Origin of the sequence: Diaphorobacter sp. HDW4A, from assembly GCF_011305995.1 — a bacterium.
Classification (GTDB): Bacteria; Pseudomonadota; Gammaproteobacteria; order Burkholderiales; family Burkholderiaceae_C; genus Diaphorobacter_A.
Genome location: NZ_CP049910.1, coordinates 5,547,691 through 5,569,249 on the forward strand (window position 1 = coordinate 5,547,691; position 21,559 = coordinate 5,569,249).

Sequence of the window (21,559 nt, forward strand, 5' to 3'; positions counted from 1 at the left end):
GGCCGGTCAAAGGCCGTTATGGCTGTGATTTAGGCCGAAAAAGCCAGATTTCTTGCAGGGTCGAAAGCCATAAGAACGCAGCGTGCGCGAGCACGTTGCGGCGTGACGAGGTCACGGCGAGAACTTTGTCGCTACGAAGCGACTACAACAAGGTTATTTGGATTTCTGCTCAGGTCGATCACCGAAGAAGCGGCGATTGGCGGCTTCGGCCGCACGGCGGCAAAGTTCATCGCCGACCTTCGCACGATCCTCCTTGCATTGCCGTTGAATCTCCTTGATGCGCTCGGGATGCGCCGCGAGGAAATCCACGGTTTCCGAAGGTTGAGACGAGCCACATGCGGTCAGTGCGACGGTCAGCATCAGTAGCATCACTCTGTTCATGATTCCAGTCCTTTCGTCGGATGGTTCAGGCATCGTCGGCAGCGTCGATACCGTCTGCCGAATCAATGAAGGCCACACGCTCGATGAACCGAGCCAGCATCTCGGACGGCTCCGCATCGCGGCGTAGCAGATAGGTCGTAAGCATGTATGGCTTGCCTGCCAAGCGGCGGGCCACGACACCCGGCTCGCGGCTGGAGGCGATATGCGCCTCGCCCGCTAGGCCCAAAGCCAGGCCAGCGGAAACCAGCGTCATCATCACGTCGAAGGTTGCCACGCGCTGCGCAATCAGCGGCTCCTGATCGAGCTTGCGCAGAAAACGATCGATCTGCCGCGCGTGGCCTTCGCAGACCGCCGGGTCGCCCAGTGCCAACGGATAGCGCAGCACTTCTTTCAGCGGAACCTGTTTGAAGGCGAGCACGGGATGGCGGGCTGGCACCGCTACCATCAGTTCATCTTCCCAAGCAGGTGTGACCAAGATACCATCGCCTCCATCCTCTGCCATCGAAAAACCTACGTCATACAGATCTTCATGCAAACCCTTGATCTGCAGCCCGAGCGGCACCTCAAACAGACGCATCTCAACTTCAGGGTCCTCTTCACGGCATCGCGCCAGCAAAGTTGACAATCGTGTGGGTGTTACACCATCAGACAAGGCAATGCGTAACTGGCCTAAAAATCCGTTGGTGGCCGACTTGACGCCATCACGGGCCTGATCCAATGCGGTAAAAATGCGCGGGACATGCTCCAAAAGCTGTCGCCCGGCACGGGTTAGTTGAGTGCTTCGGGTAGTACGAATGAATAAACGAGCACCAAGTTCCTCTTCTAATTCTTTGATAGTGCGTGAAAGTGGAGATTGGTCGATATGTAGTCGTTCAGCGGCGCGAGCGAAATGAAGTTCCTCCGCAACGATGAGAAAGCAGCGAAGATGTCGAAGCTCCATTGTGCTCACTCCACTTTAATTCGTCTAATTTCATTTGCGCGGCTAATTAATCAGCCTTTGCCAGAGTGCTGACAGCCAAACCCCCCCGGTCAGCAAAGTGGCTAACAGCACGGCAGCGCTTCCCATGTCCTTTGCACGCTTTGATAGCTCATGCCATTGAGGGCCAATACGATCAATCGCCGATTCCACAGCAGTATTGAGTAGCTCCACAATCATCAAAATAAGGATACTTCCTGAGAGAAGAGCGACTTCGACCCATCCCTGCCCCAACCAGAAGGCCAATGGGACCAACACAAAGGAAAATACTGACTCAAGTCTAAAGGCCGGCTCATTCCATCCAGCGCGCAATCCCTGAATTGAGTAATGGGACGCATGCCAAATTCTCAATATTCCTCGGCGAGATTTTTGTTTATTTTCGAATGCGGACATGGAATCAGCTGCGATTGTGTGTTTTTTATCTTTCATGAGAACAACTCTTATATATTCTTATCATCACAGCCAAAGAAAAAATCGAAATTCCTATCGTACTCACTTGTTTTAACCTGCATTAGCCCCAAGACAGACGAAAACAATGCGTCGTGATTCGCATAAGAGCGGGCTCGCTCACTCAAACAGCCAATATTCAGCCCTCGACTTTGAGTAAACGTTGAAGAGAACCACATAACCAAAGGAACACGAGTCTGCTCTTGTGGAGCAATCGCATAAGGCATGCCGTGCAGAAAAAGTCCCTTCTCGCCCAGGGATTCGCCGTGATCCGAGACGAATATCATAGCTGTGTCGTAGTCGGAAAGGCCCTGCAATTTTTTAATGACTTGGGTTAGGAAATGATCTGTGTAGAGAATAGCGTTGTCGTAGCTATTCACAATCTGTTCGCGGGTGCATTTCCCCATTTCCGGTGTGTCGCATGTTGGGATGAATTTTCGATACGCTGCTGGGTATCGTTGAAAGTAGCTGGGGCCATGATTTCCAAGCTGGTGCAAAAAAATCACACGATCACCGGGATTTTTGCGAGCCTGAGCTGGTAAGTCTTCAAGCAAAATCTCATCGAAACACCGACCATCAACGCATAAAGAGGAACTTTGTGCATTCCCTAGGCTTTGATATTCGAGACCATCGCACACCCCTTTGCAACCTGACTGGTTATCTCTCCATAAGGTGGTAATACCGGCGCGCTCCAGAACATGCAGTAAGGATTGGTGTGAGCGAATCTTGTCTTCATCGTAGTTTCGGCGACCAAAGGACGAGAACATGCAAGGCACAGAAACCTCGGTATTAGTTCCACAGGAGTGCATGTCGGAGAAATTGATCACACCCATCTGAGTCAATTGAGGCGTTGTTTCGCGTGCATAGCCGTTCAATCCCCAGTTTTGGGCGCGAGCCGTCTCGCCTACGACAAAGACTAATAAACGTGGCCGACTGCCTTCGGGCCTGACTGTTGCAACGGCATCAGCTCCAATGGGTATTTTTTCGGCGGACTGCGTGATAGAGGAACCTGTCAGTGCCTTCGGCAAACCCACCAGATAGTTTCCCGGTGTAATCAAGTATCGCACTTCGCGATGATTTCTCATCAGTGCGGACATGTCCTGAAATGACAGCATGACACCGCCCGAAATCATCAGTGTCGAAAACAGCATCAATCCCATACGCCACACGGTTGCTTTCAGCCAAGTACGCCCGAGCAATCGGATTCGCCAAAGAAAAATAATCGGAACTACTGCCAGTAGGCTTAGTGGAGCAATCAATGCAGGCGTCAGTAGCTCGCGACTTTCCTTGAAGTCTGTGGCTAGAACATTGCGCAACATGCTCGAATCGAGGTAGATATGAAAGCTGCGCATGTAATGTGTTGCGAGGGCAGAGGCAACAAAAAGCACCGCAAGTAAAACCTTGGCATTCCAGCGCCACACAACCAAACTCAACAGCAGACTGTGAATTCCCACCAGAAACAGCAGTACGGATGTACCCATGCGTAAGCTGGACTGGACGCCTAAGGCGCTACTCCAAAATAGACCATTGCAGGCTAGTGCAAAGAAAATACTGGTCATCAAGATCAGCCACTCGACGCTGCATTGTGGTCGCCAATGGCTTAGGTCCTTGAGGTTTGCAGTTCTGAATCGCGGCATCAGACCGAGAGCCTGTTTGAAAGTTCTCATGCTTGGAACCCCGATGAATAGACATCGCCTGAGCCATCAACAAACCAGCGTTGCCAGACCATGAAAAGACCCAAGGCAACGACCCAACAAATCAGGAGCGTCCACAAGTCATGGGAAAGGAAGTGGGCTCCGCGCACCTGCTGGGTCCATCCAAAGATGGCACCTATCATCAAACTTGCAGCCAAGGCCATCCAACGCCAGGCAGGACGAACCATCAAGGTAAAGAAATATAGGCTGACCCATGCATATCCGGCACTTGCATGCCCTGCGGGAAAGCACACACCGCGCGGCATACCGGGCGGGCGTGTTTCAAACAGGCCCACAAACACTCGCGCTCCGCCATAGCGCACCAAGTTCCAGGGGCAATCCATGTTAGTGAACGATTTCAGCGCCGAAACCGTCAGTGCCCCGATCAAGTACGCACAAAAAAGATACAGTAGCGGCCAGCGTAGGTATGCCGAGCATTTGTTGCTACGTTTTTTTCTCCAAGCCCAGATGCACGTTGCTGCAACCGCAATTGCCAGGAAGGTGGAAAGATTCTTCCCACCACGATGCAGCAGGTTGCTGGTTAGCCAGGCATCCCGCAAAGCCCATCGGCTGCCCTGCAAGCGATAGAGATGATCGGCGACCCAGAAGTCCCCACCGCCATCCATCAATAGACTGCTGATGATCAGCGCCGCACCCGCTGGTAGCGCTAAATGAGTGATTAAGAATCGAGGTGCGAATGGTGCGTTGGATAGTGGGGCGTTGCCCAGTAGTCGGGATTCATTGAGGGGCATCGGCATGTGCCTCCTTCGAATGCCACAGCGCATGCGCATCGATACGCACCAGTGCTGACGCTTGCAGCGCATCGATGCGAGCCTGTGCCTCACCGAGGCGTGTCTGGCGCAGGTTTCGCAACGTCAAGAGGTATTCGGCCAAGGGGGCCTCTCCCAGTTCCCAAGCTCGCCGCGTGCGGTTGCTGGCCGTGGTCTGCGCGGCCAGCGCCTGCGCGAATGACTGCCACTGCGTGCGCTTACTTTCAGCTGCCTGCGCGGCTACCCACGCACTTTGCTCCACCGCGCGCCGCACGCCGAGCGCCTCTGCCTCTGCGGCAGCTGCGTTGGCGCTTTCCGTGGCAGCCATTGCACTGCGATAGTCAGTGCCAAATGGCACCGTCAGGACAACGCCAATGACACGTTCCGTCCCACCGCGTTCAGACATCATCCGTACCCCGACTGTGGGGTCGGGCGTGCGGTTGGCGCGAGCTCGCTCGGCCACCTTGGCAAGGCGCGCTGCCTCTCCATCGGCAATGCCGATTTCGACGCTTTGTCGCACAATTCGCGCCAGCCACTCCTGTACCCCGCCCGGCAAAGGATCGGGATCTGGCAGCGTGGATGGCCGCGCGGGAATCTCAATGCCCGGGAACTCGATCACCATCGTTTGTCGTGCTGCCCGTTCTGCGTCGCGCGCAGCGCTAACCTGGGCTGCAAGCATCGCGCGTTCGGCTTGCAGAACGTCGCTGTCCCGCTGCGCTGCATCGCCCAGGGCCACGCGGCGGGCCATTGCTTCCTGCTCACGTCTAAGCAACTTTTCCTGAGCTTGCATCTCGTCGGCTACGACGAAACTGCGCAGCCATCCGGCCCAGACTTCCAACAGTCGCCTTGCCATTTGGTGCTCGGCATCTTCAAGGCGCATATCGGCCACCCTACGGGTGCGGCTGCCGATGTCCCGATCTATACGCGCCTTGTTTGGCAAGCGAACAGCACGGCTGAGCTGGATTTCCCATTCGTTGTAGCGACGCGCTTCGTTGGTCACGTTGCGACGTTGTAGGCCACTACTGAGTTCAAATTCGTGGCTACCGGCTTCAAGGGCGCTTTGCGTGGCGGCCGCCGCGTCCAAGCGAGCGGCTGCGGCATTCACGACCGGCTGGATTTTTATCGCCGCTTCGACTTGCGCCTGCGCAGGCAGCCACGAAAGATCATCGGCGCGCGCTTGCGCGGGATGAAATGTCAAAGCCGCGATAGCCACCATGACGGCACCAGTCGGTAGTACCAGGCTGCATCCTTTGTTTTTACTCGTCATACCAGTCTTCCACTTGCCAACACCGACTCCACCCACCAGCGGACATCGCTAGACGCGATGCGCTGGCGCAGATGCGCCAGGACCTGTTCCAGTTGTTCATATTCGATCAATACCCAAATGACGCGCCGATCCACACGGCCGCGAACCTTCTCGCGAATGGACGCGCGCGCGAAGTCGCCGGTATGCCCTTCGGCGTGCAACAGGGTGAACCCTGGCAGCACCGGGTCGGCCATCAGGGCATCGGTGACGGCGTCTTCGAGCGTGGGTGGAAACACCAGATTCAGGCGCACCAGTTGCGCTTCTTTCAATCCGTTCATGCGTGGACTCCTTGTTGTGAGGAGATGGCCTGGCCGAATCGCCGGTACAGCACCGGCAGCAGGACCAGGGTCAGCGCAGTGGAACTGACCAGTCCGCCAATCACCACGATGGCGAGTGGGCGCTGGATCTCAGAGCCAGGGCCACTGGCCAGCAGCAGGGGCACTAGGCCAAAGGCGGTGATGGAAGCCGTCATCAGCACGGGGCGCAACCGTCGCAGCGAACCTTCGCGCACCACCTGTTCCATGGGCAGGCCTAGCGCGTGCAGGTGGTTGAAGTGCGTCATCAGCACCAATCCGTTGAGCACGGCGATGCCCAGCAGCGCGATGAAGCCGACCGAAGCAGGCACCGACAGGTACTGCCCCGACAGCCACAGCGCCGCCACGCCGCCGACCATGGCAAACGGCACGTTGCCGAGGATGAGCGCGGCCTGCCGCACCGAGCCGAAGGTCATGAACAGCACGAAGAAAATCAGTCCCAGGGCCACCGGCACCACCATGCCAAGGCGGGCCGCTGCGCGTTGCTGGTTCTCGAACTGCCCACCCCATTCGACGCGGTAGCCGGGCGGCAGCGGCACGTCGCGCACCACGGCGGCGCGCGCTTCATCCACGAAGCCGACCAGATCGCGCCCACTCACGCTGGACTGGATCAGCGCGAAGCGCGAGCCGTTCTCGCGCCGCACCAGCACGGGGCCATCAGTGGTGGCGATGCGCGCCAGCGAGGTCAAGGGGATTTCGCCCTGATCGCCACGGGCGAGCTGCAAGTCCTTGAACCGCTCGGCCGATCCGCGCAGCCGGGCATCCCCGCGCACCACGATGGGCGTGCGCCTGTCCGGCTCGATCACCAGCCCGGCCGGCACGCCTTCGAGCTGCGCGCGCAGCTCGTCCTGAACCTGCGTCACGGCCAGTCCGGCGCGCCCCGCCGCCTGCGCATCCACCTTCACCTGCAGGTATTCCACGCTGTCGCTGGCCTGGGTGAGCACGTCGCGCGCACCGGGCACTTTCTCGATGCGAGCGGCCATGCGCTGCGCCAGATCGCCCAGCGTTTGCAGATCAGGGCCGAATAGCTTGACGGCCACGTCGCCCCGGCTGCCGGTGAGCATTTCCGAGATGCGCATCTCGATGGGCTGGGTAAAGCCGAATTCCAGGCCGGGGAAGGCATCCATCACCTTGCGTATCTCGGCACTCAACGCGTCCTTGTCGGCTGCATGCCAATCCTTGCGCGGTGCGAGCTGCATGAACAGGTCGGTTTCGTTCAGGCCCATCGGGTCGAGCCCCAGCTCGTCGGAGCCCACCCGCCCGATGCTGTGCCGCACCTCGGGCACCGCCGCACCGATGGCCTTCTGCACTGCCAGGTCAATCTCCAGCGAGCGCTGCAACCCGATGGACGGCGGCTTTTGCAGTTGCAGCAGGATATCGCCCTCGTCCATCGTCGGCATGAACGCCTTGCCCGTGCCGAGGTAGGCCACCACACCCAATGCCAGGGCCGCGATGGCGACCGCCGATGCGCGTAGCGGGTGGTGAAGCGCAGCCTCCAGCAGCGGTTGGTACAGGCGCGTGGCCCAGCGCATCACCCACGGCTCGGTGTGAGCGTGTTCCTTGAGCAGCAGCGAGGCCAGCACCGGCACCAGCGTGAGCGACAGCAGCAGCGAGACGCCCAGGGCGAATACGATGGTCAGCGCCACCGGCACAAACAGTTTGCCTTCCAACCCTTGCAGAGTGAGCAGGGGCATGAAGGTCAGACAGATGATGAGGATGCCCGAGGCCACAGGCATGGCGACCTCGCGCGCCGCGGCGAATATGCGGTGCAGGCGCGGCTGGTGCGCACTGGGCGCGTGCGGGTCGAGCCGACTGACGGCGTTTTCCACCACCACTACGGCAGCGTCCACCAGCATGCCGATGGCGATCGCGAGGCCCCCCAAGCTCATCAGGTTGGCGCTCATGCCGACCAGACGCATCAGCAAGAAGGTGCCCAGTGCCGCCAAAGGCACCATCACCGCCACAACCAGCGCGGCGCGAAGCTCGCCGAGGAACAGAAGCAGCAGGATAACGACCAGTACCGTCGCTTCCAGCAAGGCGCTTTCCACCGTGCCCACGGCGCGCTCGATCAGCGTGCTGCGGTCATAGAACGGCACCACCTTGACGCCGGGCGGCAGGCTGGGAGTCACCTCGTCCAGCCGGGCTCGAATGGCTTTGACCAGCGCCGAGGCATCGGCCCCGCGCAGCGCCACCACGATGCCTTCCACCGCTTCGCCCGCGCCGTCCCGGGTGACGGCGCCATATCGCGTCACGCCTTCGATGCGCACCTGGGCCACGTCGCCCAGGCGAACTGGGGCCGTACCATTGGCCCCCGCGCGCAGGATCAGACGGGATAAATCGTCCAAAGTGTGGATCGCGCCTTCGGCGCGCACGATCAGCGTGTCTTCGCCTGCATCCAGGCGGCCCGCACCGTCATTGCGGTTGTTGCGGCCGATCGCCGTGATGACATCAGAGAAGCTGAGGCCCGCAGCGGAAAGCCGTGCGCGATCCGGCACCACAGCAAAGCTCTTGGCTTCTCCACCCAGCACGTTGACATCAGCAACACCGGGCAGCGTGCGCAGGGCCGGGCGCAGCGTCCAGTCCAGTAGGGCGCGGCGCTCGCTCAACGTGAGGCCACCGCCTTCGATGGTGAACATGAACACGTCCGACAGCGGTGTCGAAATCGGCGCCAGCCCGCCGCTGACGCCTTCGGGCAGGCTGCCCGAAACGCCGGCATAGCGTTCAGCCACCTGCTGACGCGCCCAGTAGATGTCGCTGCCTTCGGCAAAGTCCAGCGTGATGTCGGCTATGGCGTACTTGGCCGTGGAGCGCAGCATCACGCCCCGCGGCACACCGAGCAACTCCATCTCCAGCGGCGTGATCACGCGCGATTCCACCTCCTCGGGCGTCATGCCAGGGGCCTTGATAATCAGCTTGACCTGCGTGGGGGAAATATCCGGATAGGCGTCGATCGGCAATTGCAGGAAGGCCGCCAGGCCCGCACCCGCCAAAGCCAGCACGCCAAGCAGTACCAGCGCACGTTGGCGCAGGGAAAATTCAATCAGACGGGACAACATGCGTGGTCGCCCCTCATTGCAATGGAATCATGGATTTAAGCAGTGCCGTACCGCGCACGACGACCTGCATGCCTGCCGCAAGCGGCGCAGTGTCTGGCGAGACGGCACGCACGGCGCTTGACGCCTCTGATTCGTCTTGCCCCAGCAGTCGCACCGGAACAGCGCGGACGCGTAGGTCGCCGTGCTTGTCTTGCGATGACGGCTCAGCAACGTAGACCACGTGGGCGCTGCCCGCTGGCAGCAGTGCGGACGATGGCACGCTCAAGGTGCCCTGCGGTGCTGGCAGCAACAGCGCGACACTGATCTGCTGCCCGGCCGCATAGCGGTCTGCCCCTGCCTGATCTGCATCGACGCGGGCACGTACCCGCAGGCTCTGACTACTGAGGTCAGTGTCGCCACCAACAGCCGTCACGCGAGCGATCGTGCCATCGGGAAGACGCACTTCCAAGCCTGGGTGGAGATCCGAGCGCCAGCGCAGCGGAACCGCGACGCTGACATCCAGCGGGCCAGGCTGAGCCACTATGAAGGCGATGTCGAGCGGCGCGACCGCCTGCCCGAGGCTCAGGTGACGACGCATCACCCGCCCGGACAAAGGCGCCAGCAATTCATACTCGCCGGCCTGCCCGCCGCTAACGGGTCGAAGCCGTGCGAGGGCGCCATTGGCCTCTTGCAACGTACTTTGCGCAGCCGCCGCGCGCGCCTGGGTTTGCTCGTTGCGCGTGGCTGGGATGATGCCCTCGGCCAAGAGCGTGGCATCGCGCCGGGCCTGCGCCGTAGCCACCGCCGCTTCGGTGCGGGCACGCGCCAGATCAGCCTGAGACGCCAGAACGTCCTTGCTCTGGATGCGCGCCAGTGCCTGACCTTGGCGCACTGCGGCGCCTTCATCGACCAGAACGCGCGTCACCACACCGCCATATGGCGCCACGACCTGCGCGCTAGCCGAGAGTGGTGCCACCGTCTGCGCGGGTAAGCTATCCAGCGGTATCACTGCAGCATCCTTGACGAGTGCGGTTTCCACACCCTGCGCGCGAAGCTGAGTGGCATTGAGGTGAACGCCGCCAGCGTTCGGTTGGGCGACAGCTTCGCTCGCGTCTTTATCGGCTACGGTTGTCTGCTGGGTTGCCCAAGCCCACCAGCCGTACCCTACGGCAGCCAGAACTGCCACACCGACGGCGGACAGGGCCAAGGTCTTGGTTCGGCTGGAGGTGCCCGCCGCTTTCAAGGTCGGGAAGCTCATGCTTGTGCCGCCCCAAATGACGTAGAGCAGAGTAGAGAGCACACAGCGCGAATTGAAAATTCGTCGCATATGAAGCGGTGCGCGAGGTTAATGAGGCGAAACATGCGGTCGATCTCTTGTAAAGATCAGCTCATGTTCTTCGGTGAAGCTTTGAGAAAGCTTTGGAGAAAGCGAAATTTTCTCTGTACGATCTATTCAGAAAAAAACCGCTTGTCTTGAGCCACAAGCTGCCGGTAAGTTGACTTCTCAGTCACTTGATCCGATAGCCAGGATAGCCAGCGGTTCGCTTTTTTGCCATCTCAAACATCGGGGCCATGCGCCATGGACATCAAGAATTCCGAATACCGTTTCAGTCCCTTGGTCATAGGCTTGCACTGGCTGACCGTGATTCTCATCATTGCGGTCTATGCGAGCATGGAATTGCGCGGACTGGCACCCAAGGGAGCCTTGAGAGACGCCATGAAGTCCTTGCACTACCTGCTGGGCCTCAGCGTTCTGGTGATCGTCGTGATCCGTATCGGGGTGCGCATCCAGGCGGGCGTGAAGCCCGCGATCCAACCACCCATGCCACGCTGGCAGGCCACGCTCGCCGATGGCATGCACTATGCGCTCTACAGCTTCATGCTCGCCATGCCGCTGCTCGGATGGCTCACCTTGAGTGCGGCGGGCAAGCCGATTGTTCTGTTTGGCTTGCCCGTTCCCTCTCTGATCGGCACCGACGTTGCTTTGTCGCGCCAACTCAAGGATGTCCATGAGGCGCTGGCGACATTGGGCTATGTCTTGATCGGATTGCATGCGATGGCGGCGCTGTTGCACCACTACGTCATGCGTGACAACACAGTGGTTCGCATGCTTCCCGGTCGACGCCCCTGACCTACTGGCCTCAGGCTGCTTTACATGAATTCGAATCTCCAATGACCAAATTTCACCACCGCGCCCACCCTGAAAGTCACCGCACTGAACATATCGGATGGCTGCGCGCCGCTGTTCTGGGTGCCAATGACGGCATCATTTCCACGGCCAGCCTAGTTGCAGGCGTGGCTGCTGCCCATGCAAGCCATGCCAGCATCATGACCACGGCCATCGCGGGGTTGGTAGCCGGCGCCATGTCCATGGCTGCAGGCGAGTTCGTGTCGGTCTATTCACAAGCTGATACGGAAAAGGCAGATCTGGCACGGGAACAAGATGAACTGAACCGTAGTCCGCATGCAGAGCATCGGGAACTGGCCGCCATCTACGTCCGGCGTGGCCTGGATCATCGGCTCGCGGATCAAGTCGCCACGCAGTTGATGGCACATGATGCGCTGGGCGCGCACGCGCGCGATGAACTGGGCATTTCTGAAACGCTGAGCGCTCGCCCGCTGCAAGCTGCAATGGCGTCCGCCGGGAGCTTCGCCGTGGGCGCGGCCATGCCGCTGGCTGTGGTTCTGCTGGCGCCAGAGCAGAGCCTGCTCTATTGGATCGTCGCGACGGCGATTGTCTTCCTGGCCCTGCTCGGCGCTGCGGCTGCTGCCGTGGGTGGTACGCCGCTCTTCAAAAGTGCGCTGCGCGTCGCGTTCTGGGGCACATTTGCCATGGCGGTGACAGCGGGCGTGGGAGCCATGTTCGGCACTGCGGTGTAGATCTGCGTCAATCTCAGAGCAGCGGTGGCCAAGGGCCAAGCCGCGCGGACAGCCGACCGTTGTCCAGTGAGAACGCCAGCGGCAGGTCTATGGCATGCGCGAGAGCCAGGGCCAGCGCCAGTCCCAGTCCAGCGTGATGCGCCGTGCCGCCTTCGGAATCCTTGCGCCAGAAGCGAAGGCCGAATTGATCTAGATCGGATGCCTGCAAATTGGGAGCTGTGTTAACGATGGTTAACATCCAGCCGGATGCCTCGAGCTCCAACCTACATTGAATGTCGTCGCCTTCGGGCGCGTATTCAATGGCATTGCGCAAGAGGTTGGAGAGGATGCGTTCGATCACGCCCTGATCACTTTGCACCCATGCTGATTCAGGCAAAGTCACGCGGATGGGTGACTTGGGTGCCATTTTCTGGACGTTGAGTCCCGCCAGTAACTCTTGCAGCAAAGCTGTCAGATCCAGAGGATCCAGCGCCAGTGTGTGTTGGCCGGACTCAAGACGCGCCAACAACAGCAGAGTGTCCACACTGCGCTGCATGCGTGAACTGGCCTGGATCATTGCATTCAGGGCGCGCTGGATTCGGGCCGGGTCGGCATCGATCAAAGCGCTTTCTGCGCTGATGCGGATTTCCGCCAGGGGCGTGCGCAACTCGTGGGCCACATCGCGGGAGAAGCGGCGCTCGCGGACAATGGCCGCATACAGGTGATGCAAGCCCTGATTGAAGGCTTCGGCAAACGGACGCAGTTCACGGGGAAAGTCCGCTCCGATCCGCGCAATCGGCCGATCCGAACGCAGATCGGCCAGTTGCTCGCCGACCCGCTCCAGCATGACCACGATATGCCGAACCATGAGCAGCGCCAGGCCCGTCGCTAGCAGCGTTGCCAGCACAATACCGCCCAAGAGCGCAAAGTGGATGCGCCGCTCGGTTTGATCCCAATCCCGGCGTTCTGTTGCGACGACTAATAGCTGAGACCTCTCTCCAGTTACCGACACGCGCGTCGCCAGCGCGCGGCCCGCGTGGCCATCCGGAAGTGTCACGTCGTAATAGCGCGGGGTGCCTTGCTCCACCGGGCCAAGCGATAGCTCGGCGCCTGCACTGCTGGGAGACCGTAGCAAGGCCCGGTGGGTCTGTGAATCGAAGACCGTGAAGAACTCGGTATGCCCGCCATGCTCATATTCCGGCATGAGGCTTTCGAGCTTTCTCGCATCCAACTCCTGCAGCACGCGCCCCACCGCCGCTGATCGTTGCATCAGGGTGGTATCCATCCGTCGATAGATTTCGTGGTCAATCCAGTAGTCGAGGACGGGAAACAGGATCGCGAAGGTTCCTCCAATGCAGATCACCAAGCTGGCAGCCAGCCGCCGCTGCAAGGACCAGGATCCGCCTTGACTCGCATCAGAAAGGGCTTCGGAATCGGGACGTACCATCGTTCAGGGCAGGATGTAGCCGAAGCCACGGCGTGTCACGATCAGTTCATCCAGGCCGCACTGGGCAAGCTTGGTTCGCAAGGTGCTGACGATCACCTCTACCACTTTGTCCGATGCATCGCTGCGGCTGTCGTACAAATGTTCAAAAATCTGCGAGCGCGACAGCGTGGCGCCGCGCCGACGCAGCAGCAAGTCGAGCAGTCCATACTCCTTCGGCGTGAGCCCAAGATCAATGCACTTGAACCTCGCGATGCGCGAGCGCGGATCGACCTCCAGATCGCCGTGGCGCAGAACTGGAACGTCCCGTTGCGGCGGACGCCGTACTAGCGCCCGCAGGCGAGCCAGCAGTTCGGCTAGCTCGAAGGGTTTTGTCAGGTAGTCATCGGCACCCGCATCCAAGGCCCGCACCCGGTCGTCGAGCAGTTCGCGCGCGGAGAGCACCAACACCGGTGCGGCATGGGCCTCCCGGCCCAATGCGCGCAACACGCCAAAGCCGTCCAGCCGGGGCAGCATCAAGTCCAGAATGATGGCGTCGTACCGGTAGCTGGCAAGAAACTTCAGCGCGGACACGCCATCGGCTGCTGTATCGCAGGCATAGCCTTCCGACTGAAGGCTCTGGCTCAGGGCTTCGGCCAGCGTTTGCGAGTCTTCCACGATCAATACGCGCATGTGCTTTCTTCCGTTCAGCGCATCTCGAAAAGCTCTTGGTGGAACGCCTCCGGCTCGAGCCCCTGGGCCAGCAGGTCGGCGCGCAACGCGCGGCCGAAGGCCGTGGGGCCGCAGAACCAGACGCTGGCGTCTTTCCAACCCGGCACCATGGCACGCAGGCGTTCACCCGTCAGGCGACCGTTCTGCTTGTCGATGAGCAGGTGCAGCACAACGCCGGCCGCCTGGCTGTCGGCGCGCAGTTTCTCGATGGCCTGCGGATCAACGTCGCTCGTAGGATGAAACAAATCGACCGGGCGTGCGTCTTGGCCTTTATGCTGCGCCAAATACTTCATGCGCGCAATGAATGGCGTGATACCGATGCCGGCGCCGATCCAGATCTGGCGGGCCTTCTCGTCGTCGAAAGTGAAGCAGCCGTAAGGCCCCTCGACCGTTACCTGGTCGCCTACCCGTAGGCGCTCAGGCAGCCGGCGGGTGTGGTCGCCCAGCGCCTTGGTGATGAAGGTAATGCGCCGGTCTTCCGGCACCCAGGCTGAGGCTAGCGTGTAGGGGTGCGGGCCTTCTTTCGGGTTGGACATGGCGAAGGCAAACTGTCCGGGCCGGTGGCCGGGCCAGCCCGGGTCCATCCGCAGGGTGGTTTCCAGCACGTTCAGCGCAGGGTAGGTCTGCAGCGATTCGATGACACCGTGCGCGGTGCGCTGCGCACCGACTCGGCCCAGCAGCACCCACACCGCCGATACCGTGCCGCTCGCCAGCAGCATAGCCAAAGCCCAGCCCACGGGCTGGGCCCAGTAGGAGAACTGCACCAACACCAAGGTGTGGAAGGCCAGCACCAAGTAGATCGCTGCCATCCAGTGGTGCGTCTTGGCGAACAGCCGGTAGGGAAAGCGCTTAACCAAAGCCAGCACCAGTAGCACGGCGACGGCGTAGAAGGCCCATTCGCCCAAGTCCTCGGCCAGTCCACGCCAGCCACGCAGCGCCGATTCAATGGAGCCCATTGAATCGGCCGTTGCGCGGGGCTTGCGCGCGGGGCGCGTCAGCCAGCCCCAGCCTACGGCCCATTTAGTACCCTGCGCCCACAGCCAGTGTACTGTTGCAGCGGTCAGAGCAGCGATGCCGAGCCACTTGTGCAGGCGGTATATCTTGTCCAGTCCGTTCAAGCTGGGCTCCAGCCACGCCGGGCGCGTGGCCAACATCATCGCCACGGACATCGCGCCGATGGCCAGTACGCCGCTGTATTGAATCCATACCGTTCGCAGGGCGAAGTAGTTGGACTGTGCAGGCCAGAGCGTATCGGTAAAAAGCCATAAAGCGCTCAATGCCAGCGCAAAAAACCAGAACGTCCAAATTATTCTCTTCATCGTGGATTTGCCCCAAATTCTGCGGAAGGCGCATGCGGCACTGGTCGGAAACCATCAATCCATATACGCGATAGCGTGCCTTTGAATGTGGCCGTGTATCCGAAATTACAGATAATTCTAATTTTGGCATCCCAACCTTTGGTAACGCTTTGGATTGATCACCCATCTATGGATAAAATCTAATTTTGCCCACCGGCTTGTGGCTTTACCTTGACTCAAGAAATGGTTGGCCCCCGATGCCGCCCAATCTCCCAGGACGCCCCGCCGCCGCGAACCGTCGCGGAAAGCTGCTGCCCCAATCGCTGTTCGATCACCGGCTTCCACGGCACCAGCGAGAAGCCCATGCCGTCATCAAGCATCGCGTAGCGCCCGCTGGCGAGCATGACGCTGCGCCGGTAGATGCCGGCCACGCGCTGCCCGTCGGCCACGGGCCGATGCTCCAGGCCCGTTTCGCCTGCAATGTCCTTCGCGGCCTGCGCCAGCTCCCGGTTGCGCAGCGTGCCCAGCAGGTTGCGCGCCAGGATCACGCGCTGCCCGCGCCGCTCGGCCAACCCCTGTTCGGCCAGGAAGTCGGTGCGCTGCTGCATGGCCTGTTTGGCCTCGCCGCCAAAGCCCAGGTCGCCCAGGCCCGTGCCGCCGCCGATCAACTGCTGGTCGAGCCAGGTGGCCCCGATAACGCGGGCCTGCCGCTCGATGGGCAGGTGCGATTTCAACTCGACGGCAACGCCGCCTAGGCGCTGCGCGTCGTAGCGGCGGCCCTGTTCGGCCAGGTCGTCCGGCACCTTCCAAAATCCCTCGGCCACGCGCTCCACGATGCCGGCGCGGCGCAGGGCTTCGAGCCGGCGGACGTGGGCCGCGACGACTTCCTGCGGATCGCGGCCCGGTCCGGCCTGACCTTGCGCGATGGCTAGGTGGAGGTCGGTGCGGTACAGCCCATCGCTCGCCAGCGCGGCGATGTTCTTGTCGGCCGCGCGCACGGCGGCCGATCCCTTCACCTCCACCACGGCGCCGGCGGGATAGTTCGCCAGCTCGTCGCGGGCGTTGAGCGCGACGTAGTGGGCCTTGCCGTCCACCCCGTCGATGACCAGATAGCCCCGGTCGCGCAGTTCGTCGGCCAGCCCCTTTGTGGCGACGCGGCCGAGGATGGTTCGGCCGTCGTCGCCCGGCTCGAATACCGCCAGCTCGCGCGGCTCGCCGCGCATGGCCCGCTGCATGGTGCGGATGATGTCGCCGCGCTCGCCCAGGGCGCGCAGGGTCTTTTCGGCGTCGGCATGGACGGCCCAGGTGCCCGGCTGCATTTCGTCGGCCAGGCCCAGGCGCTGCAAGCGTTGCAGCCGGCCGATCAACAGCAGGCGCTGGCGTTGCAACCTCGGTTCGTTGAGCCGTTCGACATGCACCAGGCCATCGTCGCCCAGCTCGCGCTTGAGCGTGCGATCCAGGCTCGTCCACCGCTCTTGTTCCACTTCGCGCTGCAAGGTCTGTTGGATCTCCAGCTCGGTGCGCGGCCCCAGCCATTCGGTCGCCAGTTCGGCGGCCCGATGGCGGAAGCCATCGGCGATGTAGTCGCCCGCGATGATGAGGTCTTTGCTGGTGTCGTCGCGCCCGCGCACGACGATGTGCGTATGCGGGTTGTCGGTGTTCCAGTGGTTGACGGCCACCCAATCGAGGCCCGTGCCCAGGTCGGCCTCCATGCGGCCCATGAGGTGCCGCGTGTAGGTGCGCAGGTCTTTGAGTTCCGCGCCATCCTCGGGCGAGAGGATGAAGCGGAAATGATGCCGGTCCTCGGCGCAGCGTTCCTTGAAGGCATCGAGGTCGGCGGCATCGGTCTGCGGCCCGTAGGCTTGGCCCGGCTCTCCGTCGCGGCCCACGCCATCGCGCTCGATGTAGCGCAGGTGCTTGGCGAGCGACTGCGGGCTGGCCCGCTGCTGGTTGACCAGCAAGGTCTTGATGGTGACGCGCCGCGATAGGGACGTCAGCTTCGCGCCCGCGAAGCGCGCCGCTGTGTGACCGCGCCCCAGGCGCGAACCGGGACGCTGGCCGGTTCCAGCGCCCTTGCCAGCTCCTCCAGGGCTGCGCACGGAGGACTTGCCGCTGCTGGCCTTGCCGGCCTGTTTGAGTACCTTGGAAACGAAGCCCTGGCCCCGGTGCTTCGGGGCGCTGGGACGGATGCGGAAATCATCGTCGCGGCGGTCGGTCATGGTTGTCTCCCCGGGAAGTTGAGGCGTGTCCGGTCGTGCGAAGCACTCGGACACGCCTGCATTGGCGCGGGCCTCGCGCCACAGGCGGCACGGCGGCGAAGCCGCGCCGTGCTGCGCCAACCCCACGTGCAGACTGGCTTTCGACGCGGCCCGGTGCCGCGTCCTTTTGTCTTGCCTTCCGCATTGGCCTCCCTTCGCGCCCCAGGTTCTCGCTCTCGCCCCCTGCGGTCTGGTGGCGCTGCTGTGTGAGCAGCCAGCGCCCCAGCGAATGCGGCCAGGGCCACAGGCCCGGCACGTTCGAGGCAAGACGCCTGCACGTTGGACGGCGGTATGGAATGCAGGGCCAGATGCAGGACCGGATGCAGCGCGGTGTGCCGTGCTAAGACACGGGCACGCCATGTGCGGCGACGCGGCACCTGTATCCGAGCGAACACGCCTGATAGCACGACGGGCTGCACGCCGATGCGCAGCGAGTCGACGGCCTGCGGTGCAATCAGTGGCACATCGGACAGCAACGCAGAATGCCGCGCAAAGTACCGCGTGAAGTGCGGTGCGAATGCACGCGCACGACATGCGCGAGTGCGCGACGCCATGCACCGAGACGACATGCCCGGTGGCACGATGCAATGCACGGCGACGTGCAGCGCGAGTGCGGCGGTCATGGCTGTTTCTCCAGCCAGACCGGCTGCGCCACGCCGGTCACATTGGACACACTCACCGGCCCAAAATACCGGCTGTCGAATGACGCCGGATTGGTGCTGCTCAGCAGAAACAGCTCACCCGCTTCAAGGCGGCGGCAGTGCGGCCAGAATGGCAGCGGCCGGCCCAGCCGGTCAGCAGGCAGCAAGGCGGCCACCGGCACGCCGTCGATCCACACCAGCGCATCGAAGATGCACACATGCTGCGGTGCCATGGCGCCCACACGCTTGAGCAGCGGCACGCGCGCCGGCAAGTAGCGGCGCTGCGCGGCCAGCGCGGCAGCGTCTGGCGGCAGTGTGGTCAGGACAATGGCGCCGACGCGCAGCGCATCGGGTGGCCCGACGTGATACCAGCCGACCGCCACGCTGTCGGACGGGTTGTAGACTAGGCGTGGCAGCGGCCGCACAAAAGACGCCCAGGCCAGCGCAGCGAGGCCGCAGGCGGACAGGCACGCCAGCACGAGGCGAGCGCGCAGGCGCGAGCGAGGACGCAACGCGCCACCGGACGTACTGGCAATGGTGGAGAGGATCGTCATGGCAGTGCCCTCCCTGCCAGACAGGCGGCGTGCCTCTCGGCGGTGTATTCAGGCAACGGCAGGCGCGCAGCGAGCCGGTTGGCGAGCGTGCGCCAGTACGCGGGCGAGACGGTAGCAGGCGCGATGCCCAGCGCTTCGATGGCGTCGATGCGCTCCAGCACGGCTCGCACCTGGTTTTCGCCCTCGGCGTGCAGCAGCAGGCGCGCGCCCGGCTGCACGCCGGGGATGCGCTGCGCGCCATCCAAGGGCGTGCACGTCTGCATCACCATGAGCTGCCAGCGGATCGTGCCGTAGTCGTTGGACTGCCAGCGGATGCGGCAGAACACGGCATTTGGCAGGAACACCGCGCAGCGCCGCCAGCGGTCGAACCGAATGATGTGCGCCGGCTCGCCGAAGCGCAGATAAATTTCGATGCGCTGGTCCACATAGGCCAGTGCAACGCGCGTCAGCGGCATTGAGGCTGGTTGCGCAGCAAGCGCGGCCAGCAGTGGCGACGGTGCCGCCGTGGCCGCGTCAGCGGCAGGCAAAGCGGATGCAGTCATGATGTTTGCTCCGGGAACTCCCGTTTCAGCAATGCGCGCAGCAGGTCGGCCACCGTCACGCCCTGCGTGAAGGCCGACACCTTGATGCGCGAGCGCATGGCGGGCGTGATGTCGAGGGTCAGGCGGGCAGTGAACACATCGCCCTTGGTGAGTGCATCGGCATCGCCCTGGCGAATCCAGGCTTCAGCCTGTGGATTCGAGGGCGGACGTGCACCGATACCGACACGTTTGGCCGGGCGCTTGCTGCCGGGCTGCGTGGTTGGTGGCTTCGCTGTCATGACGGCCACCGCAGCAGTTCATCGACCAGCGCGGTGATTTCGCGAGCGGCGGCGCTGTCGGGCGCCGTCTCGCGTGCAAGCCGGCCAGCGGCCACGCTGTCGGCGAACACGATGCGCTGACGCACTTCCGAGCGCAGCGCGGGCAGCGGTTGCTCGGCCAGAGCGCCGCGCGCTTCGCGCCCGATCACGGTGGTGCTCACGCGCCGATTGATGACGAAGGCTGCGCGCAGCTGCGGCCGGAACACCTGCGCCTCGCGGATCAGCGCCACCATCTCGGCGCTGGCCCAGAGGTCATAGGGGCTGGGCTGTACCGGAATCAGCACCCGGTCGGCCGCCAGCAGCGCAGAGCGCGCCAAGGCCGCAATCCTGGGTGGCCCATCAATCACGACGTGATCGGCCCGCCTGGCGAGTTCTGGCGCTTCCTGGTGCAGGGTTTCGCGGGCGAGGCCCACGGCGCTGAATAGCCTTGGCAGACCTTGCTGGCTTCTGCGCTGCGTCCAGTCCAGCGCGGAGCCCTGCGGGTCGGCATCCAGCAGGATGACCGACTGCCCGCGCATCGCCAGCTCGCCGGCGATGTGGGTGGCGAGCGTGGTCTTGCCCACGCCGCCTTTCTGGTTGAGCAGAGCAACGATCATGGCCTGGCCCTCCGTGTCGGAAAGCCCGGCTGTTGCCGCTGCGATTTTGGCCTCGCGGTGGTTGTCCACTGTGGCACGGCGCTTCTACTACCAGTTAGATGAATTACGTTAGGTAAGTTAAGGGGGGCGCAAACCCAATGCCGGCGCGGCCTGACGGCCGATTCGTACTCCTGATAGCACGAGGGTCGTACTCCTGATAGCACGAGACCCCGTACTCCCGATAGCACGAGTCCGTCCACAGGCTGCGCACCGGTTATCACCGTGCCGTGGGCGGCACGGCGCGGAACGTCAGCAGCTCGGCCCCATCGTCCGGCATCCGCTCGATCCCCAGGACGTAGCCGGGCAGCGACTGCCGCGCGACCAGCGCGCGCAGGTCGTAGGCGAAGTCCGAGAACCGCGTGCTGCTGCCCGACTTGCGGTACAGGTGCCGGAAGTCGAACTGCCAGCCCTCCGGCTGACGCCCTCCGTGCTTCCTCACCAGGCGGTACAGCCAGCGCTCGATGCCCCCGGTGAGCCGGAAGTACGCCGGGTCGATGGTCAGCACCAGTGCCGCATCCAGCACGCCCGCGTAGAACCAGTCGGGCAGGATCAGCTCCAGCCCGAGCGGCGTGCCGCGAGCGTCGGCCAGCTCCTTCCATTCGTTGATCCACGAGAAGCGGTGCAACCGCCTTCCCGTGGTCTCCCGGATCGAAGTAGCCACCGTCGTGGACTGCAGGCGATCCAGCGCGGCCTTGAGGCGCTGGTAGTCGCGCAGCGACGTACCGCGCCCGATGAAGCGCAGGATCTCGTAGGGCCGCACTTGCATCAGCCGCGACGGGTGCAGGCCCGCGTCGCGCGCCTGCACGATCTGGCTGGCGGCCCAGATCAGGATGTCCGCATCCCAGATCGTGGCGATGCCATGCTCCTGGGTACCCTCCACGCGGATCGTGACTCCTCCTGCCTGGAAGTCGATGGGCGCCACGCGCCGCGACTTCGCCAGCGAGAAGAACGGAAAAGCCATCAGGTCCTGGCTGTCGCGCGGCGCCATGTCGCCCGGCAGGGCGCGGAACAGGTCGAGCTGTTCGCGCTCCTGCCGGACGGCCCCTGAGGGGCTGGACATGGCGATGGCCTCCCGCGCTCCAGCGCTTAGCGCGCACGGCTGTCCGCCGAGTGATGCTCGGCGTACTCGGGATCGGACGTGGACTCGAAGCTGCGCTCGGCGGCCCAGGCATCGAGATCGGCCACGGCGTACATGACGCGCCTGCCGAACTTGCGGAACTTGGGACCACCCCCGAACACGCGTTGCTTTTCCAGCGTGCGCGGGGACAGGCGCAGGTAGTCAGCGGCTTCGTCGTTGGTGAGGTAACGCTGCGGTTGTGCGGCAGCGGTCGAGGCAGTGCCTGTAGCGGCGGCAGGCCGCAAGGGAGCAGGACGCAT

At 62.6% G+C, this 21,559-nt stretch carries 22 protein-coding genes; 2 read left to right on the forward strand and 20 right to left on the reverse strand.

The window, feature by feature from the left end:
- Positions 1-153: 153 nt before the first annotated feature.
- Genes G7047_RS25360 through G7047_RS25400 form a run of 9 tightly spaced genes read right to left on the reverse strand, consistent with a single transcriptional unit; the run spans position 154 to position 10,181 of the window.
- Positions 154-381 carry an EexN family lipoprotein gene (locus tag G7047_RS25360; protein WP_049405256.1) on the reverse strand — a complete coding sequence of 76 codons (228 nt, stop codon included), beginning with the start codon at positions 379-381 and terminating at the stop codon, positions 154-156.
- A gap of 25 nt (positions 382-406) precedes the next feature.
- On the reverse strand, positions 407-1,321 hold the full coding sequence (locus G7047_RS25365) for a LysR family transcriptional regulator (RefSeq protein ID WP_012204568.1): 915 nt from the start codon (positions 1,319-1,321) through the stop codon (positions 407-409).
- Between the two features lie 42 nt (positions 1,322-1,363).
- Positions 1,364-1,786 carry a diacylglycerol kinase gene (locus G7047_RS25370; protein WP_012204569.1) on the reverse strand — a complete coding sequence of 141 codons (423 nt, stop codon included), beginning with the start codon at positions 1,784-1,786 and terminating at the stop codon, positions 1,364-1,366.
- Between the two features lie 11 nt (positions 1,787-1,797).
- Positions 1,798-3,471, reverse strand: coding sequence for a phosphoethanolamine transferase (locus G7047_RS25375; protein ID WP_003056147.1), 1,674 nt, complete (start codon positions 3,469-3,471; stop codon positions 1,798-1,800).
- Positions 3,468-4,256, reverse strand: a complete 789-nt coding sequence (locus G7047_RS25380) for a phosphatase PAP2 family protein (protein ID WP_227472611.1) — start codon at positions 4,254-4,256, stop codon at positions 3,468-3,470. Before G7047_RS25380 ends, G7047_RS25375 begins: the two co-directional genes overlap by 4 nt.
- Entirely contained in the window at positions 4,237-5,535 is a 1,299-nt protein-coding gene (locus G7047_RS25385) for a TolC family protein (RefSeq protein WP_230590195.1), read from the reverse strand. The genes G7047_RS25380 and G7047_RS25385 overlap by 20 nt, the downstream gene beginning before the upstream one ends.
- On the reverse strand, positions 5,532-5,852 hold the full coding sequence (locus tag G7047_RS25390; protein WP_003056157.1) for a DUF3240 family protein: 321 nt from the start codon (positions 5,850-5,852) through the stop codon (positions 5,532-5,534). Before G7047_RS25390 ends, G7047_RS25385 begins: the two co-directional genes overlap by 4 nt.
- Positions 5,849-8,944 carry an efflux RND transporter permease subunit gene (locus G7047_RS25395; RefSeq protein ID WP_035884267.1) on the reverse strand — a complete coding sequence of 1,032 codons (3,096 nt, stop codon included), beginning with the start codon at positions 8,942-8,944 and terminating at the stop codon, positions 5,849-5,851. Before G7047_RS25395 ends, G7047_RS25390 begins: the two co-directional genes overlap by 4 nt.
- Positions 8,945-8,957: 13 nt before the next feature.
- Positions 8,958-10,181: an efflux RND transporter periplasmic adaptor subunit gene (locus G7047_RS25400; RefSeq protein ID WP_034690650.1), complete on the reverse strand. Its 1,224-nt coding sequence runs from the start codon at positions 10,179-10,181 to the stop codon at positions 8,958-8,960.
- Positions 10,182-10,502: 321 nt separating this feature from the next.
- Here G7047_RS25400 and G7047_RS25405 point away from each other — a divergent pair, with 321 nt between their 5' ends.
- Positions 10,503-11,054 (forward strand): cytochrome b, encoded by a 552-nt coding sequence (locus tag G7047_RS25405; RefSeq protein ID WP_011517532.1) that lies wholly within the window; start codon positions 10,503-10,505, stop codon positions 11,052-11,054.
- A gap of 41 nt (positions 11,055-11,095) precedes the next feature.
- Positions 11,096-11,803, forward strand: coding sequence for a VIT family protein (locus tag G7047_RS25410; protein ID WP_035884269.1), 708 nt, complete (start codon positions 11,096-11,098; stop codon positions 11,801-11,803).
- A gap of 13 nt (positions 11,804-11,816) precedes the next feature.
- On the opposite strand, the gene G7047_RS25415 is transcribed toward G7047_RS25410, so the two are convergent.
- The 11 genes from G7047_RS25415 to G7047_RS25470 form a co-directional block, all read right to left on the reverse strand.
- Complete coding sequence (locus G7047_RS25415) at positions 11,817-13,172, reverse strand: HAMP domain-containing sensor histidine kinase (protein ID WP_240939263.1); 1,356 nt, start codon at positions 13,170-13,172, stop codon at positions 11,817-11,819.
- Between the two features lie 60 nt (positions 13,173-13,232).
- On the reverse strand, positions 13,233-13,898 hold the full coding sequence (locus G7047_RS25420; RefSeq protein WP_011517534.1) for a response regulator transcription factor: 666 nt from the start codon (positions 13,896-13,898) through the stop codon (positions 13,233-13,235).
- Between the two features lie 14 nt (positions 13,899-13,912).
- Entirely contained in the window at positions 13,913-15,256 is a 1,344-nt protein-coding gene (locus G7047_RS25425; RefSeq protein ID WP_011517535.1) for a ferric reductase-like transmembrane domain-containing protein, read from the reverse strand.
- A 215-nt stretch (positions 15,257-15,471) separates the two neighbouring features.
- Complete coding sequence (locus G7047_RS25430; RefSeq protein ID WP_166311124.1) at positions 15,472-17,454, reverse strand: relaxase/mobilization nuclease and DUF3363 domain-containing protein; 1,983 nt, start codon at positions 17,452-17,454, stop codon at positions 15,472-15,474.
- Positions 17,451-18,116 carry a hypothetical protein gene (locus G7047_RS25435; RefSeq protein WP_240939264.1) on the reverse strand — a complete coding sequence of 222 codons (666 nt, stop codon included), beginning with the start codon at positions 18,114-18,116 and terminating at the stop codon, positions 17,451-17,453. Before G7047_RS25435 ends, G7047_RS25430 begins: the two co-directional genes overlap by 4 nt.
- A complete protein-coding gene (locus G7047_RS25440) occupies positions 18,113-18,688 on the reverse strand; it encodes a S26 family signal peptidase (RefSeq protein ID WP_166311125.1) in 576 nt (191 codons plus the stop codon). The genes G7047_RS25435 and G7047_RS25440 overlap by 4 nt, the downstream gene beginning before the upstream one ends.
- On the reverse strand, positions 18,685-19,230 hold the full coding sequence (locus tag G7047_RS25445) for a DUF2840 domain-containing protein (protein WP_166311126.1): 546 nt from the start codon (positions 19,228-19,230) through the stop codon (positions 18,685-18,687). The genes G7047_RS25440 and G7047_RS25445 overlap by 4 nt, the downstream gene beginning before the upstream one ends.
- Positions 19,227-19,508, reverse strand: coding sequence for a chromosome partitioning protein ParB (locus G7047_RS25450; protein WP_166311127.1), 282 nt, complete (start codon positions 19,506-19,508; stop codon positions 19,227-19,229). Before G7047_RS25450 ends, G7047_RS25445 begins: the two co-directional genes overlap by 4 nt.
- On the reverse strand, positions 19,505-20,143 hold the full coding sequence (gene parA, locus G7047_RS25455) for a ParA family partition ATPase (RefSeq protein ID WP_166311128.1): 639 nt from the start codon (positions 20,141-20,143) through the stop codon (positions 19,505-19,507). Before parA ends, G7047_RS25450 begins: the two co-directional genes overlap by 4 nt.
- A gap of 256 nt (positions 20,144-20,399) precedes the next feature.
- A complete protein-coding gene (locus tag G7047_RS25465; protein ID WP_166311130.1) occupies positions 20,400-21,242 on the reverse strand; it encodes a replication initiator protein A in 843 nt (280 codons plus the stop codon).
- A gap of 26 nt (positions 21,243-21,268) precedes the next feature.
- Positions 21,269-21,559 carry an AlpA family transcriptional regulator gene (locus G7047_RS25470; protein ID WP_166311131.1) on the reverse strand — a complete coding sequence of 97 codons (291 nt, stop codon included), beginning with the start codon at positions 21,557-21,559 and terminating at the stop codon, positions 21,269-21,271.